Below are 23854 nucleotides of genomic sequence, written 5' to 3' on the forward strand. Positions count from 1 at the left end.
GCCCATGAGAGGGGTCTGTACCGGAATTCGCCACGCGTGGTGGTGCGGCCGTGCTACGGGGGCGCCCGGCCGGGACCATCCGTCGGGCCCACCGGTCGGGCCGGTCGGGCCGGTCACCGGGCCCGGCCGCCGGAGCGGGTGCCCGTCGGGGCGGGTGCCGTCCGAGCCGGTGCCGCCCGTGGGCCCGGCTGCGCGCCGCCGGCCGGACGCCACCCGCTCGGGTGACCGGCCGGCGGGCGCGGCCCGCCGGGTGGCGGGATGGCGGCGGCGCGACCATGGTGGGCGGTGAACCGTGCCGCCCGGTCCGGACCCGAGGCGGACCGTCGTCTGGAGGTCAGCGATGCCCGAAGTCACCACCGCCTACAAGCCCGGCACCCCCTGTTGGGTGGACCTGATGGTCAAGGACCAGCAGGCCGCGCTGGACTTCTACCGGGACCTGTTCGGCTGGCAGGGGGAGGTGGGTCCGGCCGAGTTCGGCGGTTACGCGGTCTGCGCGCTGAACGGCCGGCCGGTCGCGGGCATCATGGCCGCGATGGCGCCGGAGGGGCAGCCGGAGCCGCCGAACGTCTGGACCACCTATCTCGCCTCGGACGACGCCGACGCCACGGCGCGGGCGGTCACCGACAGCGGCGGTTCGATCATGTTCCCGGTGACCGAGGTCGGCACCACCGGCCGGATGCTGGTGGCCGCGGACCCGGGCGGCGCCGTGTTCGGCGTCTGGCAGCCGCTCGACTTCTTCGGCGCCCACGTCGTCAACGAGCCCGGCGCACTGACCTGGAACGAGCTGAACACCACCGACCCCGACACGGCCGGCCGGTTCTACCAGCAGGCCCTCGGGCTGCGGCCGGCCGCCGTCGAGGCCGTGCCCGGCTACGTCTCGCTGGAGGTCGGCGGGCGATCCGTCGCCGGCATGCAGCGGCTCGCCGACTACCTGCCGGCCGGCACGCCCCCGCACTGGATGACGTACTTCGCCGTGGACGACTGCGACTCCGTGGTCGACGCCCTCGTCAAGGCCGGCGGTTCGGTGATCCAGCCGCCGTTCGACATGGCGGCCGGCCGGATGTCCGTCGTCACCGACCCGCAGGGCGCCGTGTTCGCGGTGATCGCCGCACCCGGGGCGCCCTGATCCGGCCCGCCCCCGTCCCGCCCCGGCGCCGTCCGGTCGTGGACGGACGGCGCCGGGCACTCCCCGTGACCGTCCGTTCACGACGCGCCAAAGTGCCGTGAATGGGCGGTTTTGTTGAGAATCCGGGGTAAGACTGCCCTCATGTTGGGTCTTCCGGACGACATCCGCGCATTCCTCTTCGATCTCGACGGAGTGCTCACCCAGACCGCCACGGTGCACGCCGCGGCCTGGAAGGACACCTTCGACGCCTTCCTGCGGGCCGAGGCGGCCCGCGACGGCGGGGAGTTCGTCCCCTTCGACGCGGTCGCCGACTACGACGCCTACGTGGACGGCAGACCACGGCTGGACGGCACCCGGGCCTTCCTGCACAGCCGCGGCGTCGAGCTGCCCGAGGGCTCGCCCGCCGACCCGCCCGGCGCCCGCAGCGTGAACGGCGTGAGCAGCGCGAAGAACGACACCGTGCTGCGCATGATCCACGACCAGGGGGTGCAGCCGTACCGGGGCTCGGTGGAGTACGTGCACCGGCTGCGGGACCTCGGCCTGCCGCGGGCGGTGGTCTCCTCCAGCGCCAACTGCCACGACGTCCTGCGGGCCGCCGGGATCGACGAGCTCTTCGACGTGGTCGTGGACGGCCTGGTCGCCACCCGCGAGGGCCTGCCGGGCAAACCGGCGCCCGACACCTACCTGGCCGCCGCCCGCCTGCTGGGCGTCGAGCCGCGGCACGCCGCCGTCTTCGAGGACGCGCTCGCCGGGGTCGCCTCCGGCCGGGCCGGCGGCTTCGGCGCGGTGGTCGGCGTCGACCGGACGGGCCAGGCGCAGGAGCTGCGCCGGCACGGCGCGACCGTCGTGGTGGCCGACCTGGCCGAGCTGATCGGGGAGGATCCGCGATGACCGGACAGGACACCTTCACCGTCGACCCGTGGCAGGTCGCCGAGTTCGGGCTGGACCCGGACGCGATGGCCCGGGCGGAGTCCGTCTTCGCGCTCTCCAACGGGCACGTCGGCCTGCGCGCCAACCTCGACGAGGGGGAGCCGCACGGCCTGCCAGGCACGTACCTCAACGGCGTCTTCGAGCTGCGCCCGCTGCCCTACGGCGAGGGCGGGTACGGCTACCCCGAGTCCAGCCAGAGCGTCATCAACGTCACCAACGGGAAGATCATCCGGCTGCTCGTCGACGACGAGCCCTTCGACCTGCGCTACGGCGAACTGCGCAGCCACCGCCGCAGCCTGGACTTCCGGGACGGCCTGCTGCGCCGTGCGGCGGAGTGGACCTCGCCCGCCGGCCGGACGGTGAAGGTCAACTCGACCCGGCTGGTCTCGCTCACCCAGCGCGCGGTGGCGGCCGTCGAGTACGAGGTCGAGGCGGTGGACGGCCCGGTGCGGATCGTGCTCCAGTCCGAGCTGGTCGCCAACGAGCAACTGCCCGGCGGCGCCGGGGGCGACCCGCGGGCGGCCGCCGTCCTGGAGGCCCCGCTGATCTCCGAGGCGCACCACGCGCAGCACGGCAAGGCCGTCCTGGTGCACCGGACGAGGTTCAGCGGGATCCGGGTGGCGGCCGGCATGGACCACATCATCGAGGGCCCCGAGGGCTTCGACACCACCGCCGAGAGCCACGAGGACCAGGGCCGGGTCAGCGTCACCACGGTGCTGCGCCCGGGCGAGCGGCTGCGGGTGGTCAAGTTCATCGCGTACGGGTGGTCGGCGACCCGCTCGCTGCCCGCCGTCCGGGACCAGGTCGAGGCCGCGCTGACCGCCGCCCGGTACACCGGCTGGGAGGGCCTGGTCGCCGAGCAGAGCACCTACCTCAAGGAGTTCTGGGACTCCAGCGACATCGAGATCGACGGCGACATCGAACTCCAGCAGGCCGTCCGGTTCGCGATCTTCCACGTGCTGCAGGCCGGTGCGCGCAGCGAGGAACGGGCCATCCCCGCCAAGGGGTTGACCGGGCCGGGCTACGACGGCCACAGCTTCTGGGACACCGAGACCTTCGTGCTGCCGGTGCTCACCTACTGCCTGCCGAGCGCGGTGAACCAGGCCCTGCGCTGGCGGCACACCACCCTGCCGCTGGCCCGCGAGCGGGCCGCCCAGCTCGGCCTGGCCGGCGCCGTGTTCCCCTGGCGGACGATCCGCGGCGAGGAGTGCTCCGGCTACTGGCCGGCCGGCACCGCGGCCTTCCACATCGGCGCGGACATCGCCTCGGCGGTGGTCCGCTACGTCCGGGCCACCGGGGACGTCGCCTTCGAGAAGGAGTACGGGCTCGAACTGCTGGTGGAGACCGCCCGGATGTGGCGTTCGCTCGGCCACCACGACGCGGAGGGCCGGTTCCGGATCGAGGGCGTCACCGGGCCGGACGAGTACAGCGCGGTGGCCGACAACAACGTCTTCACCAACCTGATGGCGCAGAGCAACCTGCGCAACGCGGCCGAGGCCGCCACCCGGCACCAGGCCGAGGCCTCCGAACTCGGCGTCGACACCGAGGAGATGGCCGCCTGGCGGGACGCCGCGAGCGCGATGTTCATCCCCTACGACGAGAAGCTGGGCGTGCACCCGCAGGCCGACGGCTTCACCGACCACCAGTTCTGGGACTTCGAGGGCACCCCGCCGGAGAAGTACCCCCTGCTGCTGCACTTCCCCTACTTCGACCTGTACCGCAAGCAGGTCGTCAAGCAGGCCGACCTGGTGCTCGCCATGCAGCTGCGCGGCGACGCCTTCACCGACGAGGAGAAGGCCCGCAACTTCGCCTACTACGAGCGCCTCACCGTGCGCGACTCCTCCCTGTCGGCCTGCACCCAGGCCGTCATGGCGGCCGAGGTCGGGCAGCTCGACCTCGCGTACGACTACACCGCCGAAGCGGCCCTGATGGATCTGCACGACCTGGGCGGCAACACCCGCGACGGGCTGCACATGGCCTCGCTGGCGGGGGCCTGCATCGCCCTGGTGGCGGGCTTCGGCGGGCTCCGCGACCACAACGGGACGCTGGCGTTCCGGCCCCGGCTGCCCTCGGGGCTGCGGCGGCTGACCTTCACCATGCGGATCCGCAGCTGCCTGCTGCAGGTCCGGATCACCCACTCCGGCACGACGTACACGCTGCGCCGGGGCGAGGCGCTGCCGCTCACCCACGAGGGCGAGGACGTGGTGGTCAGGGCGGGTACGCCGGTCACCCGCCCGATCGTCAAGCCGCAGGCGCAGGAGCGCTGCGCCCAGCCGCCCGGGCGCGAACCCGCCCGTCGGCAGCCGCACGCGGGCGTGGTGCACGGCGGCACCGCCGGCTCGGCACCCGACCACCTCGCGGCGGAGTAGCCGGGCCGCCCGGGTTCACCCGGGCGGCCCGCCGGGGGTGCGGGCGGCCCGCCGCCGTCGCAGGGTGCTGGTGTCCTGTGACCGGCGGCCGATGAGGGAGCGCCCCGTGGTGAGTGTGGCCGAGCAGATGGTGGAGGTGCTCCGGCAAGCCGGGGTCGAGCGGGTCTACGGCGTGGTCGGCGACAGCCTCAACCCGGTGGTGGACGCCATCCGCCGGACCGAGGGCATCAGCTGGGTGCACGTGCGCAACGAGGAGGCGGGCGCGTTCGCGGCGGCGGCCGAGGCGGAGCTCAGCGGCCGGCTCGCGGTCTGCGCCGGCTCCTGCGGCCCGGGCAACACCCACCTCCTGCAGGGGCTGTACGACGCGCAGCGCAGCGGCCTGCCGGTGCTGGCCCTCGCCTCGCACATCCCGTCCGGTCAGATCGGCACCGGGTTCTTCCAGGAGACCCACCCCGAGCGGGTGTTCACCGACTGCAGCAGCTGGTGCGAGATGGTCTCCACGCCCGCCCAGCTGCCGCGGCTGCTGCGGATCGCGGTGCAGCACGCGCTCGGCGCGCACGGCGTCTCGGTGCTGGTCTTCCCCGGCGACGTCGCCGCCCAGCCGGCCGCCGGCCCGACCGGCGAGGGCCGGTTCCTGACCGAGCAGGCGGTGGCCGCCCCGCCCTGGTCGCAGGTGCAGGAGCTGGCCAAGGCGCTCAACTCGGTCCGGAAGGTGGCGCTGTTCTGCGGCGCGGGCGTGCGCGGCGCGCACGCCGAGGTGATGGAGACGGCGGCGGCCCTGCAGTCGCCGGTCGGCCACTCGCTGCGGGGCAAGGAGTGGATCCAGTACGACAACCCGTACGACGTCGGGATGAGCGGCCTGCTCGGCTACGGCGCCTGCCACGAGGCGTTGCACGAGGCCGAACTGGTGCTGCTGCTCGGCACCGACTTCCCCTACGACTCGTTCCTGCCGCAGGCCAGGACGATCCAGGTCGACCACGACGCGACCAGGCTGGGACGCCGGACCCCGCTGGAGCTCGCGGTGCACGGTGACGTGTCGGCGACCCTGCGGGCGGTGCTGCCGCTGCTGGAGCAGAAGACCGACCGGTCCTTCCTGTTCGGCATGCTGGAGAAGCACTACCGGGCGCTGGACGGCGTGGTCGGCGCGTACACCAGGGACATCGAGCGGCATCTGCCGATCCACCCGGAGTACGTGGCCGCCGTGCTGGACGAGGTCGCCGCCGAGGACGCGGTGTTCACCGTGGACACCGGCATGAACAACGTCTGGGCGGCCCGCTACCTGACGCCCAACGGGCGCCGCCGGGTGATCGGCTCCTTCCTGCACGGCTCGATGGCCAACGCGCTGCCGCACGCGATCGGCGCCCAACTCGCCTGCCCCGGGCGGCAGGTGATCTCGATGTCGGGGGACGGCGGGCTCGGGATGCTGCTCGGCGAGCTGCTCACGGTGGCCAGGCACCGGCTGCCGGTGAAGACGGTGGTCTTCAACAACGGCGCGCTCGGCATGATCAAGCTGGAGATGCTGGTCTCCGGCTATCCCGAGTACGAGATCGACAACGGCGACGTGGACTACGCGGCGATCGCCCGCGCGGCGGGCATCCCGGCCAAGCGGGTCACCGACCCGGCGAAGGTCCGGGAGGTGCTGGCGGAGGCGCTGGAGCGGCCCGGCCCGGCCCTGGTGGACGTGGTCACCGACCCGAACGCGCTCTCCATCCCGCCGCACATCACCGCCGCCCAGCTCAAGGGCTTCGCGCTCGCGGCGGGCCGGACGGTGCTGTCCGGCGGCGTCGGCAAGATGATCGACCTGGCGCGCAGCAACCTCCGGAACATCCCCCGGCCCTGAGACTGGGCCGCACCCGAGGGGATTTGCCTCTGAGGCAAATTTCTTGCCCACGAGGCACGGCGGGTGTCCACTGGAGTCATGACCACCAGCCCGCCGGACGACCAGGAGGTCGTCGGCCTCGCCGCCCGCCTGCGTGAGCACCGACTCGGCAGCCGGCTCACCCTGGAGGCCGCGGCCGCCCGGGTCGGGCTCTCCCCAGCCTATCTCTCCCGCCTGGAGACCGGCCGACGGCAGCCCTCGCTGCCCGTCCTGCTGGGCCTGGCCCGGGCGTACGGCAGCTCGGTCTCCGGCCTGCTGGGGGAGACGCCGGGCGACCTCGACCCGATCGTCCGGGGCGGTGCGATCGAGCCCGGCCGGGCCGGCGGCTGGGGCTACCGGCGGGCCGGCGCCCCCGGCCGGGCCATGCAGGCGCTGCGCGTCCAGGTGCCGCCCGGCGTCCAGGACGAGGTCGTCCGGGTGCACCCGGGCGAGGAGTGGCTTTACGTGGTGCGCGGGCGCCTGCGACTCACCCTCGGCGAGCGCGTGCACCTGCTGGCGGAGGGCGACAGCGCGCACTTCGACTCGCTCACCCCGCACTGCATCGCCGCCGACTCGGCGGACGGCGTCGAACTGCTCTTCCTGCACACCCTGCTGCAGAGCCCCGGCGGCGAACTCTGCCTGGGCGGCGGCCCGGTGCCGCACTGAGCGACGGCACCCCAGCACCGACACCCGCCATGACCCGCGCGGCCCGGCCGCCCGGGAACGAAGGAGGTCTCCCATGAGCGATTCCGTCGCCGTCCCCGCCGGATCCGCCGCCCCCGCGGCCGAGTTGCCCGCCCCCGCCACCATCGACGCCGGCAAGCGGGCCAACCGCCGGGTCGGCATCAGGGTCCTGATCTACATGGTCGCCACGCACGCCTTCGCGGGTTTCATCATGCTGCTCTTCGAGATCGGCTCGCGGAAGGGCTGAGCCCACCGCCCGGGCACCCGGCCCCGGTCCGTTCCCCCGATGCCCCGGGGCGCGTCCTCGAACGCGCCCCGGTACGCGCCGGGCGGGAACGCGGCCGGGGCCGCCCGCGTTCCCGCCCGGTTCGCGGAAGGCCCCCGCGTCCACCGGCCGGGACGGCAACACTGGGTTCGGCGGCGGGCCCGGCGCCCCTCCTCGCCGGCGCCCCTCCTCGCCGGCGGTCCGCCGAGCCCGGCGCACCCGGCTCGGCGGTGGCGCGCGAACGCTCCCGGCGGCGGGCGACAAGTACGGGGTGAGACCGCCGTCGGGCGGTCGGAGACGGAGACTCCGTGGAACCCGATCACGATGATCAGGACGAGCGGGCGAGCGACGCGCAGCTGACCCGCTCGGCCACCCGACCGGAGGCGTTCACGCCCCTGGTGGAGAAGTACTCCCCCGCGCTGCACGGCTACTTCGCCCGGCGCGTGCCCGGCGCCGCCGACGACCTGCTGGCCGAGGCCTGGCTGCAGGCCTTCGCCGCCCGCCGCACCTTCGACGCCGCGCGGGGCTCCGCCCGGGGCTGGCTCTTCGGGGTGGCCCGCAACGTCCTGGCCGGGCACGCCCGGCGGGCCGGGCGCGAGGCCGGTGCGCCCGCCCCCGCCGCCAACGACCCCTGGCAGGCGGTCGACCAGCGGTTGGACGCCGCCGCACTCGCCCCCGAGCTGCGCCGGGCACTGGACGGACTGCCCCCCGAGGAACGGGAGTTGATGCTGCTCGTCAGCTGGGAGCAGCTCACCCCGACCGAGGCGGCGGCCGCCGTCGGCATCCCCGCGGGCACGGCCCGCTCCCGCCTGCACCGGGCCCGCGGCCGGCTGCGCGAACGCCTCGCGCCGGCCCGCCCGGCCCTGCGGAACCTGACCATGACGGGGGACCCGGCATGACCGAGCAGCACCACACGACGTTGAGGCCGGAAGGAACACCGATGACCGAGCAGCAGGACCTCCTCGACTTCCCCGGTGCGGACGCCCTGCGGGCCGCCGGCCGGGTGCAGCCGCCCTCCGCGCAGGCGCTCGCCCGGGCGAGGGCGGCGGTCCGGGCCGCGGCCGACCGGGAGGCCGCGGCGGCTGCCGCGAACGAGCCGGTCGGGCGGCCGGTGGGCGCGGGGGCCGCCGCCGTGCTGCCGATGCGCCGCCGCCTCGCGTCCGGCCGCCGGATCCTGGCGACCGCCCTGGTGGCGGCGGCCGTCGCGGCCGGCGTCGTGCTCACCGGCGGCGGCACCGACGGCACCGGCGGTACCGGGGCGGCGGGCACGGGGGTGTCGCCGACCGCCGCGCAGCCGGCCCGGGACGTCACCGCCGCGACCTTCCTGGACGACGTCGCGACGGTGGCCGCCGCCCAGCCGGCCGGGGCCGGGTCCTACTGGAGGACCGAGGTCAAGGCGGCGGAGTGGAACGGCACCACCTACCAGCCCTCGGTGACCACCCTGTACATGTCGCACGACATGACGATCGCCATCGTCAAGGACGGCAGGCAGGTGGGCACCAAGCCGGGCCTCAGCTGGGGCCTCGGGCCGGTGAAGCTCGACTGGAAGGGCGTGGAGCGGCTGCCGACCGACCCGGCCCAGTTGCTGGCCCTGATGAACAGCTCGTCGCAGTACCCGGGCGCGAGCGTCTTCCAGCAGGTGGGCACCCTGCTCGGCGGGGCGCCCACCGGCCCGGAGCAGCGCGCCGCGCTGTTCAAGGCGCTGGCCCGGGTGGCGGGGGTCAAGGTCGTCGGGACGGCCCGGGACGGCGCCGGCCGCACCGGCACCAAGCTGGTGATCGACGACTTCGGCGTCGCGGTCGACTCGATGATCGTGGACCCCGCGACGTCCACCGTCCTGGAGACCCTCCAGTCGACGCCCGGACAGCCGGACCAGCCCCTCACCTACCTGTCCGTGGGCCTGGTCGACAAGATCGGCGGCTGACCTGCTCGCCCGGGGAGGGCCTCGGCCGGTCCGGCGGCCGGCCGAGGCCCTCCCCGGGCCGCCGTCGTCGGCGTGCGGCGGCCCGTCAGGGCAGTCAGGGCAGTCAGAGCCGTCAGAGCCGTCCGAGAAGTCCGCAGAGGGCGTCGAGCGCCCCCTCGAAGGCGTGCTCGGGCGGCGTGCCGTAGCCGATCACCAGGCCCTGCGGGGAGCCGTCGCCGGGGCCGGCCGCCTCGTCGCGGCACTCGGCCAGCCCGCCCACGGCCAGGCCCGCCGCCCCGGCGCGGGCCATCAGCTCCGCCTCCGCGGGCCCGCCCGGCGGCAGCAGCAGGACGGCGTGCAGGCCGGCCGCGACACCCGTCACCCGGACCCCCGGGGCCCGCTCGGCGAGCGCCGCCACCAGCCGGTCGCGGCGGCGCCGGTAGTGCAGCCGGCAGCGCCGGACGTGCCGGTCGTAGGTGCCCGAGGTGATCAGTTCGGCCAGCGTGAGCTGGTCCAGCACCCCGGAGTGGGTGTCGGCGAGCACCTTGAGCCGGGCCACCGGCGCGGCCAGCTCGCGCGGCAGCGCCAGCCAGCCCAGCCGCAGGCCGGGTGCGAGGCTCTTGCTGGCCGTGCCCGAGTAGACCACCCGCTCGGGGTCGAGCGCCTGCATCGCCCCGACCGGCTGCCGGTCGTAGCGGAACTCGCCGTCGTAGTCGTCCTCGATCACGAACCCGTCGGTGCGCCGGGCCCACTCCACCGCCGCCGACCTGCGGCTCGCCGGCAGGGGTACGCCGGTGGGGAACTGGTGGGCCGGGGTCAGCAGGACACCGCCGGCCCCGGAGCCGTCCAGCAGCCGCGTCCGGGCGCCGCCCTCGTCCAGCGCCAGCGCCACCCGCCGCAGGCCGGAGGCCGCCACCACGCCGCGCAGCGGCGCCAGCCCGTACGCCTCCACGGCCAGGGCGGTGGCGCCGCGTTCGCGCAGGGCGCCGCAGAGCAGGCCCAGCCCCTGGGTGTGCCCGGAGCAGACCAGGATCCGCTCCGGGTCGGTGCGCACCCCGCGCACCCGGGCCAGGTGGCCGGCGAGGGCGCGCCGCAGCTCGATCCGGCCCAGCGGGCCGCCGTAGCCGAAGGCCTCGTTCGGCGCCGCGGTCAGCGCCCGGCGGGCGGCGGCCAGCCAGGCGGCGCGCGGGAACAGCGAGAGGTCCGGCCGCCCGGGCCGCAGGTCGTACCGGACGGCGGGCCCGGGCGCCGGTGCGGTGGGCGCGGCGGCCGGCGCCGGGGGCGCGGGCCGGTCCGCGACGGTGGTGCCGGCACCCTGCCGGGAGGTCAGCCAGCCCTCGGCGGTGAGCTGGACGTACGCCTCGACGACGGTGTTGCGGGCGATCCCGAGATCGCCGCCCAGGGCCCGGGAGGACGGCAGCCGGGTGCCGGGGGTCAGCCGGCCGTCCTGCACCGCCGTCCGCAGCGCGTCCTCCAGGGCGGCGCGCAGACCGAGGCCGCCGGCCCGCCGGCCGGTGAGGTCCAGGTGCAGGTCTCCGCCGAAAGTGGACCAGGATTCCATGCCTCCAATGAACCACACCGGCAGGCCAGTGCCCTCCTAGGCTGGCGCTCATGACGACGACGAACGACACCGCACCGGCCGCCGCCCGCGACGCGCACGTCCCCGCCCCCGAGCAGCGGATCTCCCTGCCGGAGGTGCTCCCCGACTTCTACCGGGCGATGAGCGCCCTGGAGCGGACCTCCAAGACCGGGATCGAGCCGCAGCTCGCCGAACTGGTCAAGATCCACGCGTCGATGGTCAACGGCTGCGCCTTCTGCATCGACATGCACTCCACCGACGCCGTCAAGGGCGGCGAGCAGGAGCACCGGATCCGCTCCCTGCCGGCCTGGCGCGAGACCCCCTGGTTCACCGCCCGCGAGCGCGCCGCCCTCGCCCTCACCGAGTCCGTCACCCTGCTGACCCAGGGCCACGTGCCGGACGCCGTCTACCAGGAGGCCGCCCGCCACTTCGCGCAGGAGGAACTGGCCAGCCTGATCGCGGTGATCATCACCATCAACGCCTGGAACCGGGTCGGCGTCACCTGCCGGCTCAGCCCCGCGCCGCGGTAGCCGCAGCCCCACCCGTACCCGTACCCGTACCCGTGCGGCGTCCGGAACCCGTCGGACGTCGCGTACGACGTCCGGAATCCGCCGGACGACCCTCGCACCGACAGGACACCATGGCGGCCATGACCACCACCCCACAGGACCGGGCCCTGCTCCTCCACGCGCTGCACCGGCCCGGCGACCCGCTGCTCCTCGCGAACGTCTGGGACGCGGCCGGCGCCCGGCTGGTCGCCGCCGCCGGAGCGGTCGCCGTCGCCACCGCCAGCGCCGGCGTCTCCTGGACCCTCGGCCACCCCGACGGCGACCGCGCGGACCGCACCGAGGTGCTCGCCCAGACCGCCAGGATCGTCCGCGCCGCCGGCGACCTGCCGGTCACCGCGGACCTGGAGAGCGGCTTCGCCGACACCGCCGACGGCGTCGGCTCGACCGTCACCGCACTGCTCGCCACCGGCGCCGTCGGGGTCAACCTGGAGGACGGCCTGCACGGCGGCGACCGGCCGCTGCGCCCCGTCGCCGAGGCCGCCGCCCGGATCGCCGCCGCGCGAGCGGCCGCCGACGCGGCCGGCGTGCGCCTCTTCGTCAACGCCCGCACCGACGTCTTCCTGCTCGGCGTGGGGGACCCGGCCGACCGCCTGGCCGCCGCCGTCGACCGCGCCCGGGCGTACACCGAGGCGGGCGCCGACGGCGTCTTCGTCCCCGGCGTCACCGACCCGGCCACCGTCGCGGCGCTGGTCGAGGCGGTTCCCGCGCCGCTCAACGTCCTGGCCGGCCCGGGCGCTCCGCCGGTGTCCGAACTCGCCCGGCTGGGGGTGGCCAGGGTCAGCCTCGGCCCGGGCCTGGCCCGGGCGGCCTACGCCGCACTCAGGCTCGCCGCCGAGGAGGCCTACGGCCGCGACACCTACGACACGATCGCGGGCGGCCTCGGCTACCAGGAGCTGAACGCCCTGCTCGCGGACTGACGCCCGCCGCGGCTCAGCCGCCCGCCCCCGGCCGGGGCGCCAGCGACTGCAGGCCCTGCACCGGGCCGCCGACCACGGGCAGGCCGGCGGCCTCCTGCAGGGCGAGGTCGCCGGGCGAGACGCTGAGGCCGTCGGCGATCCCGCCGAGGGCGTCACCGCCGGCCGGGGCGGCGGCGTGGGCGGGGGCGGCCAGTGCGAGGCCCGCCATGGTCAGGGCGGCGAGTGCCGCGAGCTTCTTCATGGCAGGCCAAACGAGCTGGCGGCCCGGCGGTCACCCACCCGGGCCGTCGGTCCGCCCGGCCGGTCCGCCCCCGGGCGCGGCCGGCACGCCCGGACGGGCCGTCACCCGCCGCGGTCAGCGCACCCGCACCGGCAGGGTCCGCACGCTGTTGCTGACGAAGGAGCCGATCGGCTCCGGCGCTGGCCCGTCGGCCGCCGCCAGGGTCGGGAACCGGCCGAACAGGCCGCTCAGCGCGGTCTCCGCCTCCAGCCGGGCCAGGCCCGAACCGAGGCAGAAGTGCGGGCCGTGGCCGAGCGAGAGGTGCCGGGCCCCGCGGGTGATGTCGAAGCGGTCGGCGTCCGGGTAGTGCTCCTCGTCGCGGCCGGCCGATCCGTACGAGGCGATCAGTGCCTCGCCGCGCCGGATCAGCACGCCGCCGACCTCGATGTCCTCGGTCGCGTAGCGCAGCGGGAACTGGCCGACCGGGGAGTCGTAGCGCAGGGTCTCCTCGACCACCGCCGACCAGGGCTGCTCGCCGTCGAGGACGAGCCGCAGCTGCTCCGGGTGCGCCAGCAGCGCGCGGACGGCGTTGGTGATCAGGTTGAGCGTGGTCTCGTGCCCGGCCACCAGCATCAGCAGCAGGGTGCCGACCAGTTCCTGCTCGGTCAGCCGGTCGTCGGCGGCGCGGGCCGCGATCAGGTCGGTGGTCAGGTCGTCGCCGGGCTCGGCGCGCTTGGCCGCGACCACCGAGGCGAGCAGCGCGAACAGGCCCTGCTGGGCCGCGACGGCCGCCTCGGGGGTGGCGGAGCTGGAGACCAGGGTGTCGGACAGCTCGTGCAGCTCGTCCTGCTGCCTGGGCGGCAGGCCCAGCAGCTCGCCGATCACCTGCATCGGCAGCGGGTAGGCGAAGTGCCGGCGCAGGTCGAACTCGCCCTCCAGCAGGGCGACCTGGTCGAGCAGGGCGGCGGCGCGGGCCTCCACGGCGGGCCGCAGTTCGGCGATCCGGCGCGGGGTGAAGGCCTGGGTGACCAGCGCGCGCAGCCGGCGGTGGTCCTCGCCGTCGGCCGTCACCATGCCGGGCACCGTGATGAAGTTCAGCAGCGGCCAGCCCTCGGGCAGCCGGCCCTCGGTGAAGGTGGTCCAGAGCCGGGCGTTCTTGCCGACCCGGGGGTCGGCCAGCAGCTGCTGCAGGGTGTCGTGCCGGGTTATCGCCCAGACCACCACCCCGCCAGGGAGTTCCACCAGGACGGCCGGCCCGGCCGCCCGGAGCCGGGCGTTCTCGGCGTGCTGGTCCCGTCCGAAGGGGTCGAGGGCGATGGGTTCGAGGTCATCGGAGGTGACGGCGGCGACGGTGTCCATACGGACCTCTCGGGAGTGGCGGGGCGGGGCGGGGTGAAGGCGCTGTAGAGCACCGGCAGGCTGACCAGGGCCCGCGACCACGGGGACGGACGCCAGGCCAGCTCATGCGCCGGAACGGCGAGTTGGAGGTCCGGCAGGCGGTGCAGCAGGGTCTCGACGGCGGTCTCGACGATCAGCCGGGCGGGCTCCTGGGCGGGGCAGACGTGCTTGCCGGCGCCCCAGGCGAGGTGGGCGCGGTTGCCCGCCACTCCGGTGCCGTCGCGCAGGGTCGAGCCGGTGCTGAGGGTCGGCCCCTGGGCGGCCGGGTCGGCGTTGGCGGCGGCCAGGCCGAGGACGAGCATGTCGCCCGCGGTGATGTACTGCCCGCCCAGCACGGTGTCGCCGGTGGCCCATCGTCCGGGGAAGTTCTGCGTCGGAGGGTCCCGCCACAGCACCTCCTCCAGCGCGTCCGAGACGGTCAGCCGTCCGCCGCTCAGGGTGGCCCGGAACCGGCGGTCGGTGAGCAGCAGCCGCAGCGTGTTCCCGGTCCAGTTGATGGTGGTCTCGTTGCCCGCGACCAGGATCACCACCAGGTGGTGCACCACCTCCTCGTCGGTCAGCGCGGCGTGGTGGGCCAGCAGCCAGGAGGTCAGGTCCGGTCCGGGGGCGGCGCGGCGGCTGCGCACCAGCTCGGTCAGGATCCCCTGGAACTCGACGCCCGCCCGGACGGACCGCTCGCTGCTGTCCACGAAGTGGCTGATCAGCTCGATCAGCCGGGGTCCGGCCTCGGCGGGCAGGCCGAGCAGCTGGGTGAAGACCAGCAGCGGCAGCAGGCGGGCGTACTGCGCGATCAGGTCGGCGGTGCCGTCCGGGCCCCAGGCGTCGATCAGCCCGTCGGCGGCGGCCTCGGTGGTCTCGCGCAGCCGGCGGTGGTCGATCCGGGCCAGCGTGTCGGCGACCGCGTCCCGCAGCCGCTGGTGCTCGGCGCCGTCCAGGTTGAGCAGGGTGGGGCGCCAGGAGGTCATCGGCAGCAGCCGGGAGTCGGCGGCCAGCCGGCCCTCGGCCGGGACCCGCCAGCGGCGCGAGTCCTTGGAGAACAGCTGCTCGTTGCGGGTGAGTTCGAGCAGTTCGGGGTAGCCGAGCACCAGCCAGGCCTCCACCCCGGGCTCCAGCTCGATCGGCGCGACCGGCCCGTGCCGCTCGCGCAGCGCGGCGTACAGGCCGTGCGGGTCCTCGGCGACGGCGCCCCCGTACAGCGCCGCGGCGCCGGCCGGGGACGAGCCGGCGTGCATCGGGCAGCCGGGCGGCGGGGAGGGCGGCGCGGGCTCGGCGGTGGCGGCCGGCCCGGGATCGGGGGCGGTCACGGCTGGAGCTCCAGGACGGCGGTGGAGTGCAGGTGGCCGACGAAGTCGATCAGCAGGTCGTAGGCGGCCGTGCGGTCGCGGACGTCGCAGTGCAGGATCGGCACGTCGGGCAGCAGGTCCAGGGCCGCGCGCAACTCGTCCTCGGGGTAGCTCGGGCTGTCGGGGAAGGTGTTGACGGCCACCGCGAAGGGGATGCGCTGCTCCTCCAGCCGGCCGAGGATGTCGAAGGCCTCGCCCACCCGGCGGACGTCCACCAGGGCCACCGCGCCGAGGGCGCCGCGCGACAGGTCCTCCCAGAGCGGCTGGAACCGCTCCTGGCCGGGGGTGCCGAACAGGTAGAGCGCCAGCCGGGAGTTGAGCGTGATCCGGCCGAAGTCGAGGGCGACGGTGGTGGTGCGCTTGCCGGCGCGCCCGGTGAGGTCGTCCACGCCGGCGCTGGCCGCCGTCATGGTCTCCTCGGTGCGCAGCGGGGTGATCTCGCTCAGCGAGCCGACCAGGGTGGTCTTGCCGACCCCGAACGGGCCGGTGATCAGGATCTTCACCGCGCCCTGGACGGAGGACGGCAGGTACTCGGGGGAGGGTCCGGACGGCTCAGCGGAGTTGGCGGAGGCCAACGAGCACCTCTTCCAGGAGGGTTGCGGGCAGGCGGTCGGCCTGCGGGGCGGGCGGGAGGACCTGGAGCGCGCCGAGGTCCCAGAGATCGCCGACCAGGACCTTGACCACGACCAGTGGCAGGCCCAGGTGGGCGGCGACCTCGGCGACCGAGAGCAGGCTCCGGCAGAGTGCCAGGATCCGCAGGTGTTCGCGGTTCAGCACTCCGTCGGGCAGTTCGGGCGCCTCCGGCGGGACGCTCAGCAGGCTTTCCAGGGCCAGGCTTTCACGACTCGGCCGGCTGCGGCCGCCGGTGATCACGTAGGGCCGGACGGGGTTGCTCACGGTCGGCCCCCCGCCGCGTGCTCCACACGCGGCGGGCTGGTCAGGTGGGCCCCGATCCGCTCCACCAGGACCTGCATCTGGAACGCCACCAGGCCGGCGTCCACCGCGTCGCCGGTCACCACTGCGAGGTGGCTGCCGGCGCCCGCCGCGACGACGAACAGGTAGCCGCCGCCGTACTCGACGACGATCTGCCGGGTCGAGCTGTTCCGCCCGCCGAAGCCCTGGGCGACGCCCCTGGCCAGCGACTGCAGGCCGGAGCAGGCGGCCGCCAGGCGCTCGGCGTCCTCGCGGGCGATGGCGGCGCTGCGGCCGATCTCCAGCCCGTCGTTGGACACCACGACGGCGTGCTGGACCTCGGGGACGGTGATGATGTCGGCGAGCAGCCAACCGAGGTCAGGATTGGTGGTCATCGGTTTCTCCGGAGCGCTGGGGAGGGCGGGGGTAAGCCTGCGGGGGACCCGGCTGCGCCGGGCGGGCTGCCGATCGGCCGGTCGCGGTGCCGGCCTGGAAGCGCGCCATGAAGTTCTGCGCCTGCTGGGCCGAGCGGGGTGCCGCCGGCGCCGGCTCGGCGGGCCGGGGGGCCTCGGCCGCCCGGTCGCGCCGGTGACTGCGGCGGGGCAGCGGCGGTGGGGTGGCGCCGGTCGTCCGGGATCCCTCGACCGTCGGGGCGGGGGAGCGTCGGTCGTCCGCGGCCGGCTCGGGGTCGGCCGGCCGGGCGTGCGTCGGGCGGGCGTGCGACGGGCGGGGGTGCGTCGCGTGGGCCGGCCGGGTGTGGCCCGGGTCGACCGCGGCGGGTGCCCCCTGGGTCGGCACCGTCGGCGGGAGGGGTTCGGTGAGCAGGGAGTTCGGCAGCAGCACCACGACGCGCACACCGCCGTACGGGGACGGCGCCGAGCTGAGGGTGACCCGGAAGCCGTACTGGTCGGCCAGCCGGCCGACCGCCGCGAGTCCCAACTGCGGTACCTCCCCCAGTCGGGAGACCTCCAGCGTGCTGCCGCCGGACAGTACGGCGGCGGCCTTGGCGACGGCCTGGTCCGGCATGCCCACGCCACCGTCGTCGATCTCGATGACGGCGCCGTTGTGCACCGGCATCAGGGTGACGAACACCTGGGTGCTGGGCGGTGAATAGCGGGTGGCGTTGTCCAGCAGCTCGGCGACGGCGTGGATCAGCGCCTCCGCGGCGGCGCCGATCACGGCGCTCTCCAGCCGGCTGCGCACGACCACCCGCTGGAAGGGCAGGATCCGGGACTGGGCGCCGCGCACCACGTCCTCCAGGGCGACCGGCTCGGGCCAGTGGCGGCCGGCCCGGGCGCCGCAGAGCACGGCCAGGGTCTGAGCCAGCCGGGCCTGTTGGGCGGCCGCGTGGTCGGCCTTGAGCAGCCCGTCCAGCAGTTCGGGGTCGTGGTGGGTGCGCTCCATCTCGTCCAGCAGGGCCTGCTGGTCGTGGGCCATCACCAGGATGCGCCGGGCGACGCTGAGGAAGGCCCGTTGGGTGGAGGAGTTGAGTTCCTGTTCGCGCTGGACGGCGGCGTTCTCGGCGCCGCGCTGCCCCAGTTCGGAGTCCAGGCGCTCGCGCAGCAGGTCGAGTTCGCGCTGCTGGGCGGTGAGCCGGCGCCGCTGGGCGTGGGTCACCGACCGGTAGCGCGCGACGGCGGCCAGCGATAGGACGGCCAGAACGCCGATCGCGGTCGCGCACCACTGAGTCATCGTCACGCGGCGAATTCTAGGCAGGTGATCCTACGGTGATGTGAACAGATCCCCGGTCAATTGTGCGGACCGGCTCCTTCCGTGGGCCCCGGCGGGCCCGGGCGGGCCGGCCGGCCTGCGCAATCACCCGCCCGGAAGCGGGGGGACGGGCTCCGCTCAGCCGCCGGACCGCGCCGTCCGGTGCAGCAGCAGCAGCGCCACGTCGTCGGGGCGGGAGCGGCGCTCGGTCACGTTGAGGGTGAGCAGGTCGGCGAGCCGCTCCAGCTCCGGCCCGGCCGGGCCGTCGAACGGGCCGGTCCGGCCGGCCCACAGCTCCAGGCCGCCGAGCATCCGGTGCACCGACTCGTCGTAGTCCTCCTCCCGGTCCTCGACCAGGCCGTCCGTGTAGACCAGCAGCGACTCGCCGGCGGCGAGGTGGCCCGTGGTCAGCGGGTACGGGGCGCCCGGGTCGACGCCGAGCGGCGGACCGCCCGGCAGGTCGAGCTCGACCGCCCGCGCGCCGGCGATCCGGACCGGCGCCGGGTGCCCCGCGCGGGCCGCGCTCAGGGTGCCGTCCGCCGGGTCGAGGGTGAGGTAGAGGCAGGTCGCGAACAGCTCGGTGTCCAGCTCGGCGAGCAGCCGGCTGGTCCTCGCCAGGGTCGCGGCCGGGTCGTGCCCGTCGGTGGCGTACGCGCGCAGGCCGCTGCGCAGCTGGCCCATCACGGCGGTGGCCTCGGCGTTGTGGCCCTGGACGTCGCCGATCACCAGCCCGACCTTGCCGTCCGCCAGCCGGATCAGGTCGTACCAGTCGCCGCCGATCTGCATGCCCTCGGTGCTCGGCAGGTAGCGGGCGGCGGCGGCGATGCCGGGGACGGTCGGCAGGGTGCGGGGCAGCATCGCGCGCTGCAGTTCGGTGGCCCGGTGGTGGTGGGTGTCGTACAGCCGGGCCCGCTCCAGGGACTGCGCGAGGACGCCGGCGAAGGCCGAGTACAGGGTGCGGTCGTCCCGGCTGAAGACGCGTTCGGTGGCGAAGGTGATCAGGCAGGAGCCGACCTGCCGCCCGGAGGCGATCAGCGGCAGCACCGCCCAGGCGGGCGGGGTCAGCGGACCGCCCCCGCCCGTCGGGCCCGGGCCCCGGCGGCCCGGTTCGCTGAACAGCGGGGTGGAGCGGGCCAGCGAGCGCTGCATGACGCCTTCGGACAGGTCCGCCAGCCGGTTCAGCTCGGTGCGGCGCGGGCCTCCGTACACGGTGTGCGAGACGGGCAGCAGCCGTCCCTCGTCGACCAGGTCGAGCACCAGGCTGGCGGCGCCCAGGGCCGGTCCGGCCACGTCGGTGACGGCGGTGGTGACGTCCCGGACGGTGATCGCGCGCGAGAGCGTGCGGGTCAGTGCGAGCAGCAGGGCCGAGCGCGCGCCGACCACGGGGGCCTCCGGACCGGCCTCGGGCCGCGGCCGGTCCTCGGGCGCGCCGGTCCGGTCCCGGTCGACCAGGAGTCCGGCTATCCGCACCGGCCGGCCGTGGACGTCGAGCATCACCTCGCCGCTCTCGCGGATCCGGATGGCGCCGCCGCCGCGGCGCAGCACCCGGTAGGCCAGCCGGTAGGGCCCGCCGCCGGCGAGCGCGTCGGCGAGGCCGGCCTGCACGTCGGGCAGGTCCTCGGGGTGCACGATCCGGGACAGGTCGGGGGCTTCCCCGGGAGCTCCCTCGGGCGGCGGGGGCAGGCCGACCACCCGGTAGGCCTGGGCGTCCCAGTAGGTCTCGCCGGTGACCAGGTCGCGTTCGAAGGCGCCGGCGCCGGCCGCGTGGACGGCGAGCGAGAGCAGCGGGTGGGCCAGCGGCGCGGGGTCGCCGGCGGCGGTGTGGGTGCGGACCCCCTCGGGGGCGCGGGTGCTCGCGTGGACGTGGTCCAGCAGGTGGGAGAGCCGGTGGGCGCAGGCCTCGCCGATGGTCTCCAGGACGTCCAGGTCACGGCGGGGCACGGTGCCGCGGTGGGCCAGGGCCAGGGCGAGGACGCCGATCGGGCGGTCGTCGACGATCATCGGCAGGGTCACCAGGGCGACCATGCCGGTGCCCATGCCGGTGTTGCGGTTGGGGTAGTCGATGCTGGTGCGCTCGGGGCTCAGCAGGTAGGGGCGGCGCAGCCGCAGGGCCATCGCGGCGGGCAGCTCACCGGCCGGGTCGACGGTGCCGTAGCGCTCGTGGGCCCAGTCGGGCAGGCCGTGCGAGGCGGTCAGCCGGAGCATTCCGCCGGAGTCGAGCAGGTATATCGCGCAGCCTTCACCGGTGATCCAGGCCGGGCCCTCGGAAAGGACGGTTCCGAGCAGTTCCCCGGCGCTGGAGCAGTTCAGCAATAACCGCACGCACCGCATCGGGCTGCGGGTACCGGGGGTGGCGAGCGGGCTGCGGCTGTCGTCCTCGGAGGGGGGGAGCCACGGCGAGGTCAGGTCCATCGGGCTACCCGGCCTTTCCGTTCCGTGAGGGGGGCTTCGTCCTGAAGGCGAACGTAATTTCTTCATACTATTTGCTCAACTCGCGAATGGGGGTCCGAGCCGCCGCACCATGACCAGTGTCCGGTCGTCGGGGACGTCGCTCGCCACCGCGCGCAGCAACCGCCCGGCCGGGCTGCCGGCGCCCCGCGGCACCCGCAGCACCGGCTCGGCGGCGGCCAGCAGCCGCCCGATCCCGGCGTCGATGTCCAGCCCGGGCACCTCCACCAGGCCGTCGCTGTAGAGCAGCAGCGCGTCGCCGAAGGCCAGCCGCCCGTGCGCGGCCGGGTAGGCGCTGCCGGCCAGCAGGCCGAGCGCCGGTCCGCCGCCGTCACCGACCAGCCAGCTGCCGCCGTCCACCGGGCGGTAGTGGGCGTGCGGCGGGTGGCCGGCGTTGAACAACCGGTACCGCCCGCTGGCCGGGCGCAGGGCGAGGTGCACGGCGGTCGCGAAGTCGTCCTCCCAGCCGAGCCGCAGCAGGTAGTCGTTGGCGGCGGGCAGGAAGGACTCCGGCGGGACGGAGCCGAGCAGCATCGCGAACGCGCCGGACAGGTGCATCGAGCGGGCGGCGGCCCGGCTGCCCTTGCCGGAGACGTCCACCAGGACGACCTCCAGCAGGTCGTCCTCGGGCCGGTGGGCGCAGATCAGGAAGTCCCCGGAGAAGGAGCTGCCGCCGACCGGCGCGAGGGCCCGGTCGAAGTGCCAGTCCAGCAGGCGGTCCGGGAGCCGCCCGAGGGCGCGGGTGTGCTCGGAGAGCTCCAGCAGCATCGAGTCGCCGCGCAGGCCGCGCAGGCCCAGCCGGTTGCGGAAGCGCGCCGTCACCAGCCCGGCGAGGGCGGTCAGCGCCAGCACCACCGTGACACCGGCCCGTACGCCGTGCGGCTCGTGCCAGTACGCGCTGAGCGCGCTGCCGGCCAGCACCGCGGCCACCAGCGCCAGCTGCCGGCGGGTGCTGAGCACCAGACCGCCGCAGACCAGCGGGAGCACCAGGGCGGACGGGGGCCAGCTGCCCGGCAGGGCGACGGACAGCGCGGTGAAGAGCACGCAGGCGAGGAGCAGCAGGAGCAGTACCGCGCGCTCGGCCGCGGGGTCGCCGTCCAGCAGCCGGCTCCCCCGGCGGCCCAGTGGCCCGCGACGCACCGTCCGGGCCCACCACCGCGAGCCGCTCGGGCGGCGCGCCGTCTCGTCGGCTGCGGGCACAGCGACCTCCCCCGGCTTCGGCGGTCGCCGGTACTCACCGCCTGTTTGATCAGTCAATCTAATGCCATACGACCGTTTGATCCCGTTTGGGTGACTCGGTGGCGTCGCCGCCGCCGCCCGCGGTCCCCCGGCTGAGCCGCCCCGGAGCCGGCCGTGCCGGTGGGGGCTTGCCCGGACGGGCGGGCGCGGGCCGTGCCGACGGGGTGAGCGGGTGGCCCGCGTCAGTCCTTCGGCCAGGCCCGCAGCCCGCTGGTGAGGACCCTGATCAGCCGGTCCTGGGTGACCGCCGGATCCTCGGAGAACTGGAAGGCGCCGGTGATCGACAGCGCGGCGAAGCCGTGCGCCGCCGAGCGCAGCGTCCGGGCCGCGTGGATCGCCTCGGAGCCCTGCAGCCCGTAGCCCCGGAGCACCGCGACCAGCACCTCGACCAGCCTGGTCGCCGCCCGGGTGAGCTCCTCGTCGGGCTGCGGGGCCTGCGGCAGCGCGTGGTACCGCCAGGGGTGGTCGAGGGCGTACGCGTGGTAGCCGCGCAGGACGGCCTCCACCGCCTCGTCCCCGCTGCGGCCGACCGCGGACTCGGCCAGCCGCTCGGCCAGCTCCTCGGTGACCCGGACGGCGATCAGGCGGCGCAGCTCGGCCAGACCGCCCGGGACGTGCTTGTACAGGGACGGCGTGGCGACCCCGGCCCGGGCCGCGACGGCGGCCAGCGTGAGGGCGTCGAGGCCCTGGTCGTCGATCAGGCGCAGGGCGTGGGTGACCACGCCGTCCGGGGTCAGTCCGACGCGTGGCATGGGGTCTCCCGTGGGGCGAAGGGGCGGCGAAAGGGCGCGAAGGGGCGGTGAAGGGACGGGCGCGGCGGCAGGGGCGGCGGTCGCAGCGGGGTGAAAGCGCCTCAGCCCCGGGCGAGCGAGGCCAGGAAGGGCAGCAGCGCGTCTGCGGTGGCCTGCGGGAACTCCGCCATCGGGTAGTGCCCGGCGCCCTCGATCATCACCTTGCGGGCGTTCAGCGCGGCGGCCTGCCGGTCGGCGACCACCTCGGGCTTGGGGAAGTCGGGGTCCTTGCCGCCCATCACGACCAGCGCGGGGCACCGCACCGCGGCCGACCAGCCGACCGGTGCGGAGTCGCCGCGGACGTACCCGCGGGTGGCGGTGCGGCGCCCCGGCGTGCGCAGGGCGGCGACCTGCGCGGCCCGGTACTCGTCGAAGTCCGCGGGCCTGGCGGTGGGGAAGGCGAGCTTCTGGTACGTCCCCCAGAAGGCGGGGAACCGGATCAGGATCGAGCCGAGCACCGTGACCAGGCCGCGCTGGAAGGCCGTCTGCGGCAGGTTCTCGACGAAGGCGTCCAGCAGGGCGATCCCGGCGACCCGGTCGGGGGCGTCGCCGGCGACCTTGACCGCGCTGGCCCCGGTGTAGGAGCTGCCGACCACGACGGCGCGGTCGATGCCCAGGTGGTCCAGCAGGGCCAGCGCGTCGGCGGCGATGGCGGCGGGGGAGTAGTCGTCCCACTCGATCGAGGAGTCGCCGAAGCCCCGGACGTCCATGGTGATCACCCGGTGGCCGGCCTCGACCAGCAGCGGGTGCAGGTGGCGGTAGGCGGCGCGGGAGTCGAGCATGCCGGGGAGCAGGAGGACGGGCGCGCCGCTGCCGTGCTCGGTGTCGTCGAAGGCGAGCCGCCCGCCGGGGACGTCGAGGTAACGGGTCGCGAGTGAGGTCATGGACATCGCGGGCCTCCTTGGCCTGTGGGCCGTGCCGTCGGCGAGGTGCCGATAGCCATAAAGCTAAGGCTAATAGCCTTAGTCGTCAAGGAGCGACCCGCTGTCGACCGTTCGCCGCCAACGGCCCGACGGCCCGACGGCCAGCCGGTCACGCTCGGGGGCGGCCGGTCGGGCCGTCGGTCGGGCGGGCCCGACCGGTCAGATCCCGTCGACCTTGAAGGGGTCGTGCTCGGCCAGTAGCTTCTCCAGCCGCGCCTGGTCGACCCGGGTGACGATCTCGGTGCTCTCCTGGCGGTCGCGGATCACCTTCGCGAGGGTGAAGGACGAGGTCACGGTGTACAGCAGGCCGACGCCGAGGAACGCCCTGGTCCACGGGCCCACCGGCAGGTTGGCGATGCCGACCGCGAGCGCGGCGGCGGAGACGGCGAAGGACAGCACGGCCTGGACGAAGTACGCCGCCGTGGTACGTGACTGCATCGGGGTGCTCATGCGGCCAGGATGGCGAGGCGTCATGCCGCGCACATGAGTACGAGTACTCAGATTCAGGTGCGGTTTGTTGACGCATGCTCACGATCCGTAGTGGCACCCCAAGGTAACCATGCCAAATCACCCATTTCGACCCATGGAATTGTGACTGTCCCCCTCGAATGGCTTGGAATCAGGGGCTCCTAGGATTAACGTTTGATAACGCAGCGCGGTCGGCAACGCC

Annotated in this window: 23 protein-coding genes; 10 read left to right on the forward strand and 13 right to left on the reverse strand. The window is 75.2% G+C overall.

What is annotated here, in order from left to right:
• The first annotated feature begins 340 nt into the window (after positions 1 to 340).
• From ACFTWP_RS09950 to ACFTWP_RS09985, 8 genes are all read left to right on the forward strand, one after another.
• Entirely contained in the window at positions 341 to 1126 is a 786-nt protein-coding gene (locus ACFTWP_RS09950; RefSeq protein ID WP_380263824.1) for a VOC family protein, read from the forward strand.
• Between the two features lie 141 nt (positions 1127 to 1267).
• The gene (locus ACFTWP_RS09955) at positions 1268 to 2017 is read left to right on the forward strand and encodes an HAD family hydrolase (protein ID WP_380263825.1); all 750 of its coding nucleotides are present in this window, start codon (positions 1268 to 1270) and stop codon (positions 2015 to 2017) included.
• Positions 2014 to 4425 carry a glycoside hydrolase family 65 protein gene (locus ACFTWP_RS09960; protein ID WP_380263827.1) on the forward strand — a complete coding sequence of 804 codons (2412 nt, stop codon included), beginning with the start codon at positions 2014 to 2016 and terminating at the stop codon, positions 4423 to 4425. The genes ACFTWP_RS09955 and ACFTWP_RS09960 overlap by 4 nt, the downstream gene beginning before the upstream one ends.
• Positions 4426 to 4516: 91 nt before the next feature.
• Complete coding sequence (locus tag ACFTWP_RS09965; protein ID WP_380263828.1) at positions 4517 to 6265, forward strand: pyruvate dehydrogenase; 1749 nt, start codon at positions 4517 to 4519, stop codon at positions 6263 to 6265.
• Positions 6266 to 6343: 78 nt separating this feature from the next.
• Positions 6344 to 6949, forward strand: coding sequence for a helix-turn-helix domain-containing protein (locus tag ACFTWP_RS09970; RefSeq protein ID WP_380263830.1), 606 nt, complete (start codon positions 6344 to 6346; stop codon positions 6947 to 6949).
• A 73-nt stretch (positions 6950 to 7022) separates the two neighbouring features.
• Entirely contained in the window at positions 7023 to 7214 is a 192-nt protein-coding gene (locus tag ACFTWP_RS09975) for a DUF6126 family protein (RefSeq protein ID WP_380263831.1), read from the forward strand.
• Positions 7215 to 7540: 326 nt separating this feature from the next.
• Positions 7541 to 8131, forward strand: a complete 591-nt coding sequence (locus ACFTWP_RS09980) for an RNA polymerase sigma factor (protein WP_380263833.1) — start codon at positions 7541 to 7543, stop codon at positions 8129 to 8131.
• Between the two features lie 41 nt (positions 8132 to 8172).
• Entirely contained in the window at positions 8173 to 9156 is a 984-nt protein-coding gene (locus tag ACFTWP_RS09985) for a hypothetical protein (RefSeq protein ID WP_380263835.1), read from the forward strand.
• Between the two features lie 112 nt (positions 9157 to 9268).
• On the opposite strand, the gene ACFTWP_RS09990 is transcribed toward ACFTWP_RS09985, so the two are convergent.
• Complete coding sequence (locus tag ACFTWP_RS09990; RefSeq protein ID WP_380263836.1) at positions 9269 to 10696, reverse strand: PLP-dependent aminotransferase family protein; 1428 nt, start codon at positions 10694 to 10696, stop codon at positions 9269 to 9271.
• 50 nt (positions 10697 to 10746) lie between these two features.
• Here ACFTWP_RS09990 and ACFTWP_RS09995 point away from each other — a divergent pair, with 50 nt between their 5' ends.
• Both ACFTWP_RS09995 and ACFTWP_RS10000 read left to right on the forward strand, forming a co-directional pair.
• Positions 10747 to 11244, forward strand: coding sequence for a carboxymuconolactone decarboxylase family protein (locus ACFTWP_RS09995; protein WP_380263837.1), 498 nt, complete (start codon positions 10747 to 10749; stop codon positions 11242 to 11244).
• A gap of 119 nt (positions 11245 to 11363) precedes the next feature.
• Positions 11364 to 12200 carry an isocitrate lyase/phosphoenolpyruvate mutase family protein gene (locus tag ACFTWP_RS10000; protein WP_380263839.1) on the forward strand — a complete coding sequence of 279 codons (837 nt, stop codon included), beginning with the start codon at positions 11364 to 11366 and terminating at the stop codon, positions 12198 to 12200.
• Between the two features lie 13 nt (positions 12201 to 12213).
• On the opposite strand, the gene ACFTWP_RS10005 is transcribed toward ACFTWP_RS10000, so the two are convergent.
• From ACFTWP_RS10005 to ACFTWP_RS10060, 12 genes are all read right to left on the reverse strand, one after another.
• On the reverse strand, positions 12214 to 12441 hold the full coding sequence (locus ACFTWP_RS10005; protein WP_380263840.1) for a hypothetical protein: 228 nt from the start codon (positions 12439 to 12441) through the stop codon (positions 12214 to 12216).
• 114 nt (positions 12442 to 12555) lie between these two features.
• Positions 12556 to 13737, reverse strand: a complete 1182-nt coding sequence (locus ACFTWP_RS10010; protein ID WP_380263898.1) for a cytochrome P450 — start codon at positions 13735 to 13737, stop codon at positions 12556 to 12558.
• Positions 13626 to 15122, reverse strand: coding sequence for a cytochrome P450 (locus tag ACFTWP_RS10015; protein WP_380263841.1), 1497 nt, complete (start codon positions 15120 to 15122; stop codon positions 13626 to 13628). The genes ACFTWP_RS10010 and ACFTWP_RS10015 overlap by 112 nt, the downstream gene beginning before the upstream one ends.
• Entirely contained in the window at positions 15119 to 15736 is a 618-nt protein-coding gene (locus tag ACFTWP_RS10020; protein WP_380263843.1) for an ATP/GTP-binding protein, read from the reverse strand. Before ACFTWP_RS10020 ends, ACFTWP_RS10015 begins: the two co-directional genes overlap by 4 nt.
• The gene (locus tag ACFTWP_RS10025; protein ID WP_380263845.1) at positions 15714 to 16058 is read right to left on the reverse strand and encodes a DUF742 domain-containing protein; all 345 of its coding nucleotides are present in this window, start codon (positions 16056 to 16058) and stop codon (positions 15714 to 15716) included. The genes ACFTWP_RS10020 and ACFTWP_RS10025 overlap by 23 nt, the downstream gene beginning before the upstream one ends.
• Complete coding sequence (locus ACFTWP_RS10030) at positions 16055 to 16468, reverse strand: roadblock/LC7 domain-containing protein (RefSeq protein WP_380263847.1); 414 nt, start codon at positions 16466 to 16468, stop codon at positions 16055 to 16057. The genes ACFTWP_RS10025 and ACFTWP_RS10030 overlap by 4 nt, the downstream gene beginning before the upstream one ends.
• A complete protein-coding gene (locus ACFTWP_RS10035; RefSeq protein ID WP_380263900.1) occupies positions 16452 to 17765 on the reverse strand; it encodes an ATP-binding protein in 1314 nt (437 codons plus the stop codon). Before ACFTWP_RS10035 ends, ACFTWP_RS10030 begins: the two co-directional genes overlap by 17 nt.
• A 156-nt stretch (positions 17766 to 17921) precedes the next feature.
• The gene (locus ACFTWP_RS10040; protein WP_380263849.1) at positions 17922 to 20195 is read right to left on the reverse strand and encodes a SpoIIE family protein phosphatase; all 2274 of its coding nucleotides are present in this window, start codon (positions 20193 to 20195) and stop codon (positions 17922 to 17924) included.
• A 75-nt stretch (positions 20196 to 20270) separates the two neighbouring features.
• Complete coding sequence (locus ACFTWP_RS10045) at positions 20271 to 21431, reverse strand: PP2C family protein-serine/threonine phosphatase (protein ID WP_380263851.1); 1161 nt, start codon at positions 21429 to 21431, stop codon at positions 20271 to 20273.
• Positions 21432 to 21652: 221 nt separating this feature from the next.
• Positions 21653 to 22222 carry a TetR/AcrR family transcriptional regulator gene (locus ACFTWP_RS10050; protein ID WP_380263853.1) on the reverse strand — a complete coding sequence of 190 codons (570 nt, stop codon included), beginning with the start codon at positions 22220 to 22222 and terminating at the stop codon, positions 21653 to 21655.
• A gap of 101 nt (positions 22223 to 22323) precedes the next feature.
• Complete coding sequence (locus ACFTWP_RS10055) at positions 22324 to 23151, reverse strand: alpha/beta fold hydrolase (protein ID WP_380263855.1); 828 nt, start codon at positions 23149 to 23151, stop codon at positions 22324 to 22326.
• Positions 23152 to 23343: 192 nt separating this feature from the next.
• Positions 23344 to 23634 carry a YiaA/YiaB family inner membrane protein gene (locus ACFTWP_RS10060; RefSeq protein WP_380263857.1) on the reverse strand — a complete coding sequence of 97 codons (291 nt, stop codon included), beginning with the start codon at positions 23632 to 23634 and terminating at the stop codon, positions 23344 to 23346.
• Positions 23635 to 23854: the final 220 nt, after the last annotated feature.

Source organism: Kitasatospora sp. NPDC057015, from assembly GCF_042673745.1.
GTDB lineage: Bacteria > Actinomycetota > Actinomycetes > Streptomycetales > Streptomycetaceae > Kitasatospora.

What these genes read in the sequence shown, in the direction of transcription:
- ACFTWP_RS09950 (WP_380263824.1), top strand. Translation starts at nt 341, where the DNA reads ATGCCCGAAGTCACCACCGCCTACAAGCCCGGCACCCCCTGTTGGGTG.
- ACFTWP_RS09955 (WP_380263825.1), top strand. Translation starts at nt 1,268, where the DNA reads ATGTTGGGTCTTCCGGACGACATCCGCGCATTCCTCTTCGATCTCGAC.
- ACFTWP_RS09960 (WP_380263827.1), top strand. Translation starts at nt 2,014, where the DNA reads ATGACCGGACAGGACACCTTCACCGTCGACCCGTGGCAGGTCGCCGAG.
- ACFTWP_RS09965 (WP_380263828.1), top strand. Translation starts at nt 4,517, where the DNA reads ATGAGGGAGCGCCCCGTGGTGAGTGTGGCCGAGCAGATGGTGGAGGTG.
- ACFTWP_RS09970 (WP_380263830.1), top strand. Translation starts at nt 6,344, where the DNA reads ATGACCACCAGCCCGCCGGACGACCAGGAGGTCGTCGGCCTCGCCGCC.
- ACFTWP_RS09975 (WP_380263831.1), top strand. Translation starts at nt 7,023, where the DNA reads ATGAGCGATTCCGTCGCCGTCCCCGCCGGATCCGCCGCCCCCGCGGCC.
- ACFTWP_RS09985 (WP_380263835.1), top strand. Translation starts at nt 8,173, where the DNA reads ATGACCGAGCAGCAGGACCTCCTCGACTTCCCCGGTGCGGACGCCCTG.
- ACFTWP_RS09990 (WP_380263836.1), bottom strand. Translation starts at nt 10,696, where the DNA reads ATGGAATCCTGGTCCACTTTCGGCGGAGACCTGCACCTGGACCTCACC.
- ACFTWP_RS09995 (WP_380263837.1), top strand. Translation starts at nt 10,747, where the DNA reads ATGACGACGACGAACGACACCGCACCGGCCGCCGCCCGCGACGCGCAC.
- ACFTWP_RS10000 (WP_380263839.1), top strand. Translation starts at nt 11,364, where the DNA reads ATGACCACCACCCCACAGGACCGGGCCCTGCTCCTCCACGCGCTGCAC.
- ACFTWP_RS10005 (WP_380263840.1), bottom strand. Translation starts at nt 12,441, where the DNA reads ATGAAGAAGCTCGCGGCACTCGCCGCCCTGACCATGGCGGGCCTCGCA.
- ACFTWP_RS10030 (WP_380263847.1), bottom strand. Translation starts at nt 16,468, where the DNA reads ATGACCACCAATCCTGACCTCGGTTGGCTGCTCGCCGACATCATCACC.
- ACFTWP_RS10035 (WP_380263900.1), bottom strand. Translation starts at nt 17,765, where the DNA reads ATGACTCAGTGGTGCGCGACCGCGATCGGCGTTCTGGCCGTCCTATCG.
- ACFTWP_RS10040 (WP_380263849.1), bottom strand. Translation starts at nt 20,195, where the DNA reads ATGGACCTGACCTCGCCGTGGCTCCCCCCCTCCGAGGACGACAGCCGC.
- ACFTWP_RS10050 (WP_380263853.1), bottom strand. Translation starts at nt 22,222, where the DNA reads ATGCCACGCGTCGGACTGACCCCGGACGGCGTGGTCACCCACGCCCTG.
- ACFTWP_RS10055 (WP_380263855.1), bottom strand. Translation starts at nt 23,151, where the DNA reads ATGTCCATGACCTCACTCGCGACCCGTTACCTCGACGTCCCCGGCGGG.
- ACFTWP_RS10060 (WP_380263857.1), bottom strand. Translation starts at nt 23,634, where the DNA reads ATGAGCACCCCGATGCAGTCACGTACCACGGCGGCGTACTTCGTCCAG.